The organism is Bacteroides sp. AF20-13LB, assembly GCF_003603065.1.
Lineage (GTDB): Bacteria > Bacteroidota > Bacteroidia > Bacteroidales > Bacteroidaceae > Bacteroides > Bacteroides uniformis.
Map to the genome: position 1 here is coordinate 61,273 of NZ_QTMH01000017.1, position 12,951 is coordinate 74,223.

The window sequence follows — 12,951 nt, forward strand, 5'->3', positions numbered from 1 at the left end:
CCTATATGCGTATTTTAAATAACGGTATTTACACAAACAGCAAATGAGCGAACAATTCGTTACCACTACCAAGCATTTCCGCAAGCTGCTTGCCGCAGGCTATCTGTTGATAGTCCTGCTGGTGGGCGGCATCATCTGCACGTGGCTCGGAGAATGGCGCGACTTGGAGTTGCTGGAACGGGAGAACCGTGAAATCAACCGCTTCCGCAAGGAAACACACGATGCGTATGTGGGTGTGGTGGAGTTGTCTCTTTTGGGCGAGTCGGTGCTGGAATGGGACGATAAGGATGTGGCGGCATACCGGCGGCAACGGATGACGGTGGATAGTATGCTTTGCCGCTTCAAGAGCCATTACGAATCGGTGCGCATAGACAGCGTGCGCCACTTGCTGGAGGACAAGGAAAAGCGGCTGTGCGCCATCATGGAGGCTCTGGAACAACAGGCGGACATCAACCGCCGGATAGCCAAGCAGGTGCCGGTGATAGTGCAAACGAGCAGGCAGGAAGAGCCGAAGAAACAGAGGAGGAAAGGTTTTCTCGGGTTGTTCGGCAAGAAACAGGAAGCACCTCCGACGACGACCACCACGATGCTCTACACACTGAACCGTGATATGATAGCGCAACAACGTGCCCAAAGCCATCGTCTGTCGGAATATGCCGACAGCCTTGCCAGCCGCAATGCGGAACTGAACCGCCAACTGCAAACCCTTATCCAGCAGATGGACCACAAGGTGCAGGCTGACTTGCAGGAACGTGAGGCGGAAATATCCGCTATGCGTGAAAAGTCGTTCTTGCAGGTAGGTATCATAACGGGTGTCATGCTGCTGTTGCTCATTATTTCATACATCATCATTCACCGCTATGCCACCCGCATCAAGCAGTACAAACGTAAGACAACAGATTTAATCGGGCAACTGCAAAAGTCCGTAAAACAAAACGAATCGTTGATAGCCTCACGCAAGAAAGCGATGCACACCATCACCCACGAGCTACGCACACCACTGACTGCCATACATGGATATGCGGAACTGATGCAGGACAACGAAGAAGAAAAGATAAGCGGTTATGCGGACAATATCCTGCAAGCCTCCAAGAGAATGACCGACATGCTCAACTCCCTGCTTGACTTCTTCCGCTTGGACAGCGGCAAGGAACAGGCGAATGTCCGTCCGTTTCGTTTGGAAAACATCGCGGAGCTGTTGCAAACGGAGTTTACGCAACAAGCAGAAGCAAAAGATCTTAAACTTACCATCGAGTGCCCGGAGGGTATTATCCTGAATGGCGACAAGGAGCGCATCATACAGATATGCGACAACCTGCTGGGCAATGCCGTCAAGTTCACGAATGCCGGAAGCGTTTCACTTGTCATAAGCTATGACGGCAATAGGCTGACCCTTGTAGTAGAGGACACCGGAACCGGCATGAGTGCGGAAGAACAACAGCGAGTGTTCGGAGCGTTCGAGCGGCTTTCCAACGCCGCCACGCAAGACGGTTTCGGATTGGGGTTAAGCATTGTGAAACAGATAGTCGGGATGCTTGGCGGCACTATACGCTTGGAAAGCGAAAAAGGAGAAGGCAGTCGTTTTACTGTGGAGTTGCCAATGAACACTGCCGATATTGGTATTGAAGAACAGACAGCCGCAGAAAGTCTGGCTCATATAGAAAGACCTTATTCTGTCATCGTATTGGACGACAATCCGATGGTATTATCCATGACAAAGGAAATGTATGCTGGTATAGGTGTGCATTGCGACACGTTCACCACTATTGGCGATGCAATGGAAGCCATGCGGCAGCACACATACGACCTCATGATAACCGATATGAAAATGCCGGAGATTAACGGCTATGAGGTGTTGGAGTTGTTACGCTCGTCAAGTGTCAGCAACTCGAAAGAGATTCCCATTGTCGTGGCGACCGCCTCCGGCAGTTGCAGCGAAGAGGAGCTGTTGGAAAATGGATTTACCGCCTGCCTGTTCAAGCCATTTTCCATTTCCGAACTGGTTGCTGTATCAGACAAATGCCTTTTGACAAGTACGGACAAGGATGAACTTCCCGACTTGTCCTCTCTGCTTGCATATGGTGACAAACGGGCGATGCTCGACCGTTTGATAACCGAAACAGAAAAGGATATGCAGGCTGTCCGGGAAATCATGGAGAGGAATGACCGCAAGGCATTGGACGAATGGATGCACCGTCAGCGAAGTTCATGGGCTGTTATCCGTGCTGACAAACCCTTGTGGAACCTGTATGAACTGCTGCATCAAGAATCTGAATGTTCCGAAATGGAATTGCGGAAATGCGTGGATGCCATGCTTCGTATGGGAACAGTTATCATAGAACTTGCGCAAAAGGAAAGGAGGTTGTCGGATGAAAGTATTTGTGATTGAGGACAACCCCGTCTATAACGATTATGTCTGCAACCTGCTGAAGAAAGACAGCTTCGATACTATGTCGGCATATAATCTTGCCACTGCCAAGAAACTATTGGCAAAGTCAGAGGTGGATGATATTGTCGTTGCCGACCTACGCCTCCCCGACGGTGAAAGCATAGAGTTGTTACGGTGGATGCGTGCCAACGACAAACAGCAGGTGTTTATCGTTATGACCAATTACGGGGAGGTGCATACGGCAGTGGAAAGTATGAAGCTCGGCTCAAAGGATTACATACAGAAACAGTTGTTGGAGGATAAACTGATACCGCTTATCCGCACCCTGCAAAAAGAACATGAAAAGCGACTACAATGGAACATTCCGATATTCGTCCGGCAGGGCGAAGCCTATCAGAAAATCAAGAAACGTGTGCGCCTTGTAGCCACCACCCGGATGAGCGTGCTGATACTGGGCGAGAACGGTACGGGCAAGGAACATATCGCACAACATATACACCAACAAAGCAAACTTGCCGATAAACCTTTTGTGGCAGTGGACTGCGGAGCCTTGTCCCCGTCATTGATACAATCCGCCTTCTTCGGACACGTCAAGGGTGCGTTTACTGGTGCCGAAGCAAACAAGACGGGGTATTTTCTGGAAGCGGATGGCGGCACGCTGTTCCTTGACGAAGTGGGCAACCTAACAATGGAGATGCAACAGATGCTGCTCCGCGCCATACAGGAACGCCGTTACCGTCCCGTCGGTGCAAAGGAGGACAAAACAGCCAACGTGAGGATAGTGGCTGCAACCAACGAGGATTTGCAGAAAGCCGTAACGGAAAAGCGGTTCCGGCAGGATTTGCTCTATCGCTTGCAGGAGTATGTGATAACCATGCCGCCCTTGCGCGACTGCCCGGAAGACATCATGCCATTGGCCGAGTTCTTCCGTGAAATGGCAAACCGTGAGTTGGAACGTGAAGTAAAAGGGTTTGCCGCATCTGCCCGTAATGCCCTGCTCGCCCATGCGTGGCCGGGCAACGTGCGCGAGTTGAAACAGAAGATACAGACGGCAGTCCTGCAATCAGAAGGCGATATGATAACCGAAGCCGATTTGGAACTTGACAATGAACCGTCCGCTACTTCCGCTTGTTTTACATTGAAGAGCGGGGATGAAGAAAGAGGACGTATCCTGCGTGCTTTGAAACAAGCAGCCGGTAACAAGAAAATGGCTGCAAAGATACTGGGTATCGGCAGGACAACGCTGTATAATAAATTGGTAGAGTATGGATTGAATGAAGAAAACTGACCGGAGTATGGCTGTAAATGGCAATAATTGATTAACTTTGCAATTGTATTTCAGAAAATAGCAGGCGATCGGGTAACTTTTCGCCGATGATATAGACATAAGACCGCAAGGCGTTTCGAGCGAAAATCTGGTAAATTGAAACTACGGAGACGATTGCGTGATGCTTATGCTATGCTTACGCATAGCGTGCATTCACGTACTCTCCGTAAAGGCTTTACCAGAGCCATCGCTTGAAAGTAGTGTGAATTGCACGCTACTTTTTTGCCTCGCCAAAAAGGAAAGAAAATACGTTATGGCGAAAATACAATTACTTGCCGTTATCTCAATAGATGGCTGTCCGATGAAACTGCATCCCCGGAAGCGGTTGCTTCAAACCGAAGATTACGGTATGGATGAAATACGTGCCAATGCCCTGTATAAGCTGACATCCGACTATTCGGTATCCGTGCTTCAAGAATGGAGGGAGGAAGGTGGAAGCATTTGCCATTTGTTGGAAGTAACTGCCGGGAATACCGAATATGCCAACGGACTGTTACGGATGAACGTGATAGATGAAATCATACTATACGTTGTTCCAACCATCGACGGAAACGGAGCGCATTTTTTCAAGTCAGCACTACCTATGAATGACTGGCGGCTTATGGAGAACAAAACTTATAGGGACGGAGTAATCCGGCTTACCTATCATAAAGAGCCACGGGCATAAAATGTTCAGATTATGAACATCTTGGCGGGATTTCCGTGCTCAGAAAGTGAACACATGTTCAGAATCTGAACACATTTCACAAGGGATGCAATCAAGGATAAAATTATTTTTGAATTTTATCTTTCTGAAAAACAATGTAGTACAATTTTCTCACAATCTTTTCTCGTGTTTAGGGCTATGATTTGCACCATATATCAGTGTGCGCACACTGATAAACAAGTGTAAACCCTCAAAACAGAAAAGATAATGAACCATCTCATACTGGCGGAAACACAGTTTTTCGCCATGATAAACGGAAAAGACAACGGTAGCACGGAAACGGCATACGGCGGATTCGTGCAGGAAGTAATAAACCTGTGCTACGGCGGCAATGATGCCAAGCATATTATTGTGGCGTTGGCTTTTGCCGAAATCGAATTACAGCACCATCCACAGAACTTGTCGGTATCGGAGGAGAATGTCGTCACTGTGTATATCCGCAAGGCGTTATCCTTCATCCGAAAGATGCAGAAGATAGTATCCGCTTCTGCAATTACCTCCGTGCCACCACTAACATCCACATCCGAAACCAAAGCCACAGTCCCAGCCCTGCAATGGACCGGTAATGCCGTCGAGTTGGTAGAGCTAATCTATGCCCTCTACGCCACCGGCTGCATCAATGGCGGCAAGGCTTCGCTGAAAGAGCTTGCCCCTGTCCTCTATTCCTTTTTCGGTGTGGAGTCCAAAGACTGCTACCGCTTCTATACGGACATCAAACGCAGGAAAAGCGACAGTCGCACCTACTTCCTTGAAAAGATGCAGGACAAACTGAACGCGAAGATGCGACATGACGATGAATTGGAGCGGATGAGGAGATAAACGAATGCCAAACAAAGGATAAGCGGCCGGATTATACGGTTTCTTATCCTTCTTCATTTACAATCACTCTATTATCTGCCGGAAAGCCGATTAAAATCATTAACTTTGCAAGTATTAATCAATGACGGATGAAAATAGATAACCTCGAAATATTGAACGGACTGATTGCCGGAGCCGAAGGCGGGACAGTTGAGTTCAAAGAAACTACCGGGCAGTTGGAGCGTGGAATGGAAACTCTTTGTGCCTTCCTGAACGGTACGGGCGGCACGGTGCTGTTCGGTGTAACCGACAAGGGAAAGATTATCGGTCAGGAAGTGAGCGACAAGACGAAGCGCGATATTGCGGAAACCATCAGACGAATCGAGCCGTTTGCGACCATTGATATATCCTATACAGACATTCCGGGAACGAACAAAAGTGTTATAGCTTTATCAGCGGAAGAACAACGATATATGCGCCCGTTCACCTATAAGGGGAGGGCTTATCAACGGATAGAGAGCGTTACATCTGCCATGCCGCAGGGTATATACAACCTGTTGGTTATGCAGCGAGGCGGAACCTATGCTTGGGATTCCATGCAAAATCCCAGCTTGAAAATATCCGACCTTGACGAAACGGCAATCTTGGGCGCAGTACGTGGAGGAATCAGAGGCGGACGTTTGCCGGAAGGTTCTATGCAGGAGGATGTCCGAACCATCCTTGAAAAATTTGACTTGTTGAATGATGGAAAGCTGAACAATGCTTCCGTTGTCCTATTCGGACGAAACTTCTACCATTATCCCCAATGTCTGCTCCGTTTAGCCCGGTTCAAAGGAACGACAAAAGATGAATTTTTAGATAATCAGCGTGTGACAGGCAATATATTCAACTTGCTGGATGCTGCAATGGCATTTTTCTTCAAGCATTTGTCCCTTTCCGGTAAAATTGAAGGTTTGTACAGAGAAGAGGAACTGAATGTGCCATATAAGGCATTGAGAGAATGTTGCATAAATGCTTTTGCACATCGTGTTTACCATCGCCCCGGCAGTTCAGTCGGGATTGCTATCTATGATGACCGCGTGGAGATTGAAAACAGCGGAACATTTCCGCCTGATATTACCATTGAGAAACTGTTGGGTGGCCACAATTCCGAACCACAAAATCTGATAGTAGCCAATGTGCTGTACAAAAGTGCAGTATTGGAGAGTTGGGGACGTGGCATAGCCCTTATGGTAAACGAATGTCGCCGTGTCGGTATTCCGGATCCGGAGTTTCATACCGACGGCAATGCTGTATGGATTGTGTTTCATTATACAAGAACTACAGTAGGACAAGACCCCACAGCAACCCCACAGCAACCCTATAGTAACCCCACAGTAACCCCACAGTTAGGAAAACTGTTGTCTGCTATTGGGAACAACACTCTCTCTGCTAAAGAAATCATGGAGAAAACGGGAATGAAAGATAAAAGGAATTTCTTAAAGAACTATATCCATCCGGCAATAAATTCCGGTTTGGTCCTTTCACTTTATCCCATAGGCTCCAAGAGTCCGCAACAGAAATACTATCTTACTGATAAAGGTAAAGGTTTCCTGCAACAATAACGGGTATGGCTAAAAAGAAGAAACATAAGAATGATGTAAAAACTGATTTACCGATAATCATGGATTATGGTATCGGCAGTATATCCGTTTATGACCCGGCAGACATGATGCCATACAACGAGCCGCCAATTAGCGAACAAATCCGCTTCAAGAAACTCGGCAAAGAGATGAAATCCGAGTTCAAGTGGCTGGTATCTTCCGTAGTGATTGAGTATTGGCAAGAAAACCGACAGATACCTTTCGGTGAAGAAATGTCGAAACTCAGAACCAGACTGTTGAGAATGTTTGCCGAAGAATACAGCATACTGCTTAAAGACGATACAGAACTGAAAAATTATTTGCTGATGCTTGCCATTACCACCATCAACAAGCATCTCAAATCTGAGAATAAAAAGAGGGTGTCAAAACTCTCTTTTTAACAAAATTACCCTTGCTACAGATATCTGTGACAGGGGTAATTTTCATATTTTGGGTGTTTTGACATATCCCCTTTTTCATATATAAAGGAATCTGTTATTTCTGCTGCAACAGGTGTTTCAAGTTTTCATCATTTGCGATACGTTCCAGTTCCTCTTGAACAATCTGCTTCACTTCCTCCTTGATGCGCCTGTAATTCGCCTGAACCGTTTCCTTCATGCGGTCGTTGCCGTCCCCGTCCGTAAAGTCGGTAATGACGGGGATTTTCTTGTAGGCTTTCTCCTCGCGCTTCACCTTCTCGGCATCCACGACAATCTCGCAATGGAAAATCTTCTGCTCGATACGCTCGTTGAAGTTGTCGGATACCGAACCGACAAACATACCCTGCGTCAAGCCGGAAATCTTGCTCGGCGGGATGAGTGAATCCATCTGCGTGTTGATGGAGGTGGAAACATCCTGCCGGTTGATGGAAATGGACTGCCGTTTCTGCAACACCTTACCGAAGCGTTCGGAAAGCGTCTTGGCGGTTTCACCCACCACCTGACCGGAAAAGATATTGCCGACGGTGTTCATCACGACCTTCGCTTCTTTATCACCGTAGTCGCGCACCAACTGGCTGAAATCCTGAAAGCCCAGACACACGGCAACCTTGTTGCTTCGCGCGGTGGCGATAAGGTTGTCCAACCCCTTGAAATAAATCGTGGGCAGCTCGTCGATGATGACCGACGACTTCAGCATCCCTTTCTTGTTGATGAGTTTCACGATACGGGAGTTATACAGACCGAGAGCGGCCCCGTAGATATTCTGACGGTCGGGATTGTTGCCCACACAGAGTATTTTCGGTTCTTCGGGGTTGTTGATGTCCAGCGTGAACTCGCTGTCCGACATCACCCAATAGAGCTGCGGGGAAATCATCCTTGACAAAGGGATTTTCGCGCTTGCTATCTGCCCCATCAACTGCTCCGCAGCCCCTCCGAGCCATGCGTCCATGAACGGAGAAAGATAGTTTTCCAATTCCGGGTAAGAGGTCAGTATCGGGAAAATATCCTCATAGCGGCGGTTCAGGAACTCAATCGCATGGGGGAACGTACAATACTTGCCGTTCTGGAAAATTTTGAGATACCAGATAATAGCCGCGAAAAGGATGATGGGCGATTCTACGAAAAAGTCGCCCTGCTTTTGCACCCAACTTTTATTTAAGTTGAGCATAATGGTGTACGCACTCTCATAAGCGTCCGTAATATCCTCCATGAAATCCGGGTGGATGGGATTACAGCGGTGCGAGCGTCGCGGGTCGTCGAAGTTTATCACATAAAACTTCGGCTTCACCTTGTAACCCTCCGGGTGGTTCAGCAGATGGTTGTAGGCGATTGTAGATAAGTCGCTGAATTTGAAGTCATATACATACATCGAAAAGCCCTTTTCAATCTGCTGCTTGATGAAACTGTTTACCACCGCGTATGACTTTCCACTACCCGGCGTACCCAACACGATGGAGGCACGAAAAGGATTCACCACATTGATCCAGCCGTTGTTCCAACGCTTTTTGTAGTAGAACCGTGTCGGCAGATTGACCGAATACTCGCTTTCGATAAGCCGTGTTTCCTGCATGAAGCTCTCGTTCTCGTTGTTGAACACATCATCCATGAGGTTGTGCTTCAACAGGCGGCTCAACCACAGACCGCCCATCAGCAGGAATACATAGCCCGCGCCAACGGCCAGGATATACAGTCCCGTCACCGCCTCCACCGGCAATGGCAGGGCCAGTATCCACCAGTTGAGGAAGAACAGCACGAAGCCCACGGCAAGGATCGCCCAGATTTTCCCCCACGTGATTTTCTCGCCCTTCACGCCCTTTGTCCCCAGACAGGACAGGGCAAGCAGGAGGACGGCAAATAGTTTCGTGTAGAGGATGGAACGGAACAGCCCCGCCGTGCGGTTGAAGTTCATCAGTATCCTGTCCACCACACCGATGTCCACACCCCAGAGCCGTATGGCTTCATAACAGAACCAGTACACGTTCATGACCACTAAAATAATACTCACGGCACGCAGAAAATCCATGATTTTCGCCAATGCCCTCAAATCGTCTTCTTGTTGTGACATACCTTGATTTTTTTGATTGTTGATATTTTCGATTACATTCCCAAGCCCTTGCGCTTCTTCTTTTTCTTCTTGCGCTGCATCGCCCGGATGAAGGCTTCCTCCTCGGCGTCCACTGCCGGACCTTCGGGAGAGAACAAGCCCATGCCGTCCAAGTCCCTTCCGTATTCGGGAGTGGACGGAGCTTGCGTTTCCTCCTGACCCTCCGTGGTAATGAAAAGCGGAACCGGCGGCTGTCCGGCGTATGGCAGCGTGAAGTGTTCCTGCAAGGCGTTGGCGGACAGTTCCCTGCCCATGCGTGAGCCGTTCAACACGCATCCTGTTCGGTGGTCGATGAACGTGGCCCCGTAGATGCGTCCTTCCTCCGTATAGCGCAGCACGGTGTCAATACCTTTCTCCTTGAGTGTGGCAATGAACCTCTCCTTGTCATACGTGCCTTGCAGTACGGAAAGGACGGTGCGCTTCGTCATGTCGGCGAGTTTTCTGTCCTTGATTTCCGTTTTTGAACGGGCGAACTTTCTCTGTACGGCATCATAGCCGACGGACTTCCCGAAGAGCGAGGACTTGAAAGGATTGCCGACCTTGTTGCCACTGTCGTCCGTAACGGAATAGACCAGCCCATTATATTCCCGTCCGCGCACGTTGCCCCGCGCTTCCTCCACCGTTATATTATATAAGGAAAGGAGGGCGCGGTATTCGCCCATCGTCTGGAAACGGTAACGGCGGTTAAGTTCCTTTACCACATTCCCCGCCTGTTTCTTCACATCGCCCGCCAAAACATCCACTTTATGCAGCGGCATATCGGTACGGCGGCTTTTCCGTTCCGCGTCATGCAGCCCGTATTTCCGTTCCAGCTCGCGGGTTATCTGCTTGCTACGGTAAAAGTTGTTTCGGGTGTCTATGCTCCTGCCGTCCCCGTCCACCCGCACCGTCACGATATGCAGGTGGTGGCGGTCTATGTCCTCATGCTTGTACACCATATAGGGCTGGTTGCCGAAGCCCATCTTCTCCAGATACTCCCGCGCGATGTCCTGAAGCTCGGTGTCGGTCAGCATATCGTCGGGATGCGGGTTGAGCGAGATATGCACCACCGGCTTCTCCACCTTCGACCGCACGGGCATCAGGGCGAGGAAGTCCTCCATCGCCCGGCGGATGTCCACCGTTCCCGTACCGTCATTGTAGATGCGGTTGGTCGTCAGCAGCCGCCCTTCCTCCTTGTTGATCTTCTCCCCGTTGTAGGCAAGTGCGCCGTACAACGAGTTTCCTACGCTGATTTTTGCGACCATTTTTCCTGCATCTCTTTAGACAGTTCCACAATCTGGCGGCTCAGTTTCACGAGTTCGACGGTCTGTTGCTCCAGTTTGTAGAGCAACGCCATCGCCTTTTTCTCGGAAAAATGCAGCCTCAGTTCCTTCACGACTTGGTTGTAGTTCGTGCCTATTGCGCGGAATTGCGCATGAAAATCAGATAGCTTGGTGTAGTAATCCACCAGCGTTTTATCCACTTTCAGTACCTTGAACGGTTGCCCGAAGAAGTGCGCCTTCAGGAAAACCGACTTGGCGTAAACGCCCGACTTCTCGAACATGGAGAGGAAACGGTTGTGTTCCTCCTCGCTGAAACGGACGGTGTATCTGAACACCGCCGGATCGAGTTTGGGATTTCTCCCGCCTTTGTTTCTTTTTTTTTCACTCATATTACTTTGGATTTAGCGGTTTGACGGCATAAGCCGCCGCTTCATGGCACAGACACCGTAGGTTTGAGAGGCTTCCCGACTTCGGAGGGTAAGCCCGCCCCCTGCAAGGGCAAGGCGTTTTCCGGGATGCTCAAAATATTTTGAGCGGCTGAAAACATACCTTGCTATGTTCAGGTGAACATAAAAATCCGTCGGGGACGGATTGGGGGAATGCCTTTCAAACTCCGGGCTGCGCCACCTGCGGCGAACCCTGCCGTTCGGGTGCAAAGTTACGCCCTTAAAGCGGTATCGGACAGGGGCTTGACCCGGACAATCAGTGCCAACCGACGCAACGTGCTGCCACTTGCCGGAGAAGTAATACAAGTTCCAAAATATCCTTGTTTATTTGCAGCGTGATTCGGATGTGGGACTGAAAATACACTCCTTCCGCCGGATGCTCGGACACCAATCCGGGCATCAATCCAAACGGTTGAAAACAGGTGTATGTATTCAGACAGTTTTCCAAGCACACGTCCATGCGGACGGATAAAAGCATGGGCGGTTGGACAAACCGATGATTACCCATAGGCACAGCCGGATTAAGGAGTGAATAAATAAATGAATGGGAGCGCGTGCGTACGTACTAATGGCAATACGCTACCGCCACCGGACAGATGTATAACCAAATAAATTATCAAACAAATGAAAGAAGCAACTTATGTGGCAATCTCCACGCAGAAAGGTGGAGCGGGTAAGACAACCCTGACGGTGCTTGTAGCAAGCTACCTGCACTATGTGAAAGGCTACAACGTAGCCGTGGTGGACTGCGATTTTCCACAGTACAGTATCCATGACATGCGCAAGCGCGACATGAAAGCTGTCATGGAGGACGGGCATTACAAGGTGATGGCGTATGAGCAGCTCAAACGGCTGAAGAAGAACCCGTACACCATCAGATGCAGCCGTGCGGAAGATGCGGTAAAGACTGCCGAAAATCTGGTGGCAGCGCAGCCCGACCTTGATTTCGTGTTCTTCGACTTGCCGGGAACCATCAACAATGCCGATGTGGTGCAGACCATTTCCAAAATGGACTACATCTTCACGCCCATCATCGCCGACCGTGTGGTGATGGAGAGTTCCATTAAGTTCGCCACCGTTATCAACGAACAGATGATAAGCACGGGCAAGTCCGGTATCAAAGGGATTTACCTCGTGTGGAACATGGTGGACGGGCGCGAAAAGACGGAACTTTACAAAGCATACGACAAGGTCTGTGCCGAGTTCGCCCTGTCCATTCTGGAAACACATCTGCCGGACAGCAAGCGTTTCCGCAAGGAGACGGCGGCAGAACGCAAGGCAGTATTCCGCTCCACGGCGTTTCCGGCGGACAAAATACTGGTACGCGGCAGCAACCTCGACAAACTCGTCGATGAGATTCTCGGCATCATCAAAAACTGAATGGCATGGCAAAGAAAACAAGAATCGAGGACATCGACAGCGAAGCCGTAATCAACTCGTTTCGACTGGACGATACAAGCATTCCGCCGGAAGCGAGAAGCACGGACGGAAACGCTACTTCTCCACCTCCGAAAGAAGCGATACAGGAAGCCGTTTCTCCACCTGCCTCGCACTCCAAAGAGGAGCCGGAACGCAGGCGCAGGAACAGCAAGCCGGAAAAATTGGATTATGACACCGTATTCATATGCGGGTCCAACGTCACGGCAAGACTCGGCAAGCAGGTCTATATCCGCAAGGAGTACCACGACCGCATACAGAAGATGCTTCATGTAATCGGTGGCAACGAGGTGACTATCGCGGCTTTTCTTGACAACGTGCTGACACACCATTTCACGCTGTTCCAAGACGAGATAGCCGAATCGTTCAAACGGCACATGGAATCCTATAATTTATAAATACCCCAAAAACAACAAAGAA

12 protein-coding genes are annotated in these 12,951 nt (G+C 49.4%); 8 read left to right on the forward strand and 4 right to left on the reverse strand.

The window, feature by feature from the left end:
* The first annotated feature begins 43 nt into the window (after positions 1 to 43).
* The 6 genes from DWX62_RS18450 to DWX62_RS18475 all read left to right on the forward strand — a co-directional run bounded on the left by DWX62_RS18450 (position 44) and on the right by DWX62_RS18475 (position 7,243).
* A complete protein-coding gene (locus DWX62_RS18450) occupies positions 44 to 2,389 on the forward strand; it encodes an ATP-binding protein (protein ID WP_008616536.1) in 2,346 nt (781 codons plus the stop codon).
* Positions 2,370 to 3,677, forward strand: coding sequence for a sigma-54 dependent transcriptional regulator (locus DWX62_RS18455; protein ID WP_008019868.1), 1,308 nt, complete (start codon positions 2,370 to 2,372; stop codon positions 3,675 to 3,677). The genes DWX62_RS18450 and DWX62_RS18455 overlap by 20 nt, the downstream gene beginning before the upstream one ends.
* A 292-nt stretch (positions 3,678 to 3,969) precedes the next feature.
* On the forward strand, positions 3,970 to 4,383 hold the full coding sequence (locus DWX62_RS18460; protein ID WP_004315319.1) for a hypothetical protein: 414 nt from the start codon (positions 3,970 to 3,972) through the stop codon (positions 4,381 to 4,383).
* Positions 4,384 to 4,629: 246 nt separating this feature from the next.
* Positions 4,630 to 5,241, forward strand: a complete 612-nt coding sequence (locus DWX62_RS18465) for an RteC domain-containing protein (RefSeq protein WP_004315320.1) — start codon at positions 4,630 to 4,632, stop codon at positions 5,239 to 5,241.
* A 128-nt stretch (positions 5,242 to 5,369) separates the two neighbouring features.
* The gene (locus DWX62_RS18470) at positions 5,370 to 6,824 is read left to right on the forward strand and encodes an ATP-binding protein (RefSeq protein ID WP_004315321.1); all 1,455 of its coding nucleotides are present in this window, start codon (positions 5,370 to 5,372) and stop codon (positions 6,822 to 6,824) included.
* Positions 6,825 to 6,829: 5 nt separating this feature from the next.
* Complete coding sequence (locus DWX62_RS18475) at positions 6,830 to 7,243, forward strand: hypothetical protein (RefSeq protein WP_120173078.1); 414 nt, start codon at positions 6,830 to 6,832, stop codon at positions 7,241 to 7,243.
* 94 nt (positions 7,244 to 7,337) lie between these two features.
* Here DWX62_RS18475 and mobC read toward each other — a convergent pair whose 3' ends face one another.
* The 4 genes from mobC to DWX62_RS22390 form a co-directional block, all read right to left on the reverse strand.
* Complete coding sequence (mobC, locus tag DWX62_RS18480) at positions 7,338 to 9,347, reverse strand: conjugal transfer protein MobC (protein WP_120173079.1); 2,010 nt, start codon at positions 9,345 to 9,347, stop codon at positions 7,338 to 7,340.
* 32 nt (positions 9,348 to 9,379) lie between these two features.
* Positions 9,380 to 10,630 carry a conjugal transfer protein MobB gene (gene mobB / locus DWX62_RS18485; protein ID WP_120173080.1) on the reverse strand — a complete coding sequence of 417 codons (1,251 nt, stop codon included), beginning with the start codon at positions 10,628 to 10,630 and terminating at the stop codon, positions 9,380 to 9,382.
* A complete protein-coding gene (gene mobA, locus DWX62_RS18490; protein ID WP_005776212.1) occupies positions 10,609 to 11,037 on the reverse strand; it encodes a conjugal transfer protein MobA in 429 nt (142 codons plus the stop codon). The genes mobB and mobA overlap by 22 nt, the downstream gene beginning before the upstream one ends.
* Positions 11,038 to 11,306: 269 nt before the next feature.
* Positions 11,307 to 11,486, reverse strand: a complete 180-nt coding sequence (locus tag DWX62_RS22390; RefSeq protein WP_120173083.1) for a hypothetical protein — start codon at positions 11,484 to 11,486, stop codon at positions 11,307 to 11,309.
* Positions 11,487 to 11,718: 232 nt separating this feature from the next.
* On the opposite strand from DWX62_RS22390, the gene DWX62_RS18505 reads away from it, so the two are divergent.
* Positions 11,719 to 12,474 (forward strand): ParA family protein, encoded by a 756-nt coding sequence (locus tag DWX62_RS18505; RefSeq protein WP_008646093.1) that lies wholly within the window; start codon positions 11,719 to 11,721, stop codon positions 12,472 to 12,474.
* 5 nt (positions 12,475 to 12,479) lie between these two features.
* On the forward strand, positions 12,480 to 12,929 hold the full coding sequence (locus DWX62_RS18510; RefSeq protein WP_008646091.1) for a DUF3408 domain-containing protein: 450 nt from the start codon (positions 12,480 to 12,482) through the stop codon (positions 12,927 to 12,929).
* Positions 12,930 to 12,951: the final 22 nt, after the last annotated feature.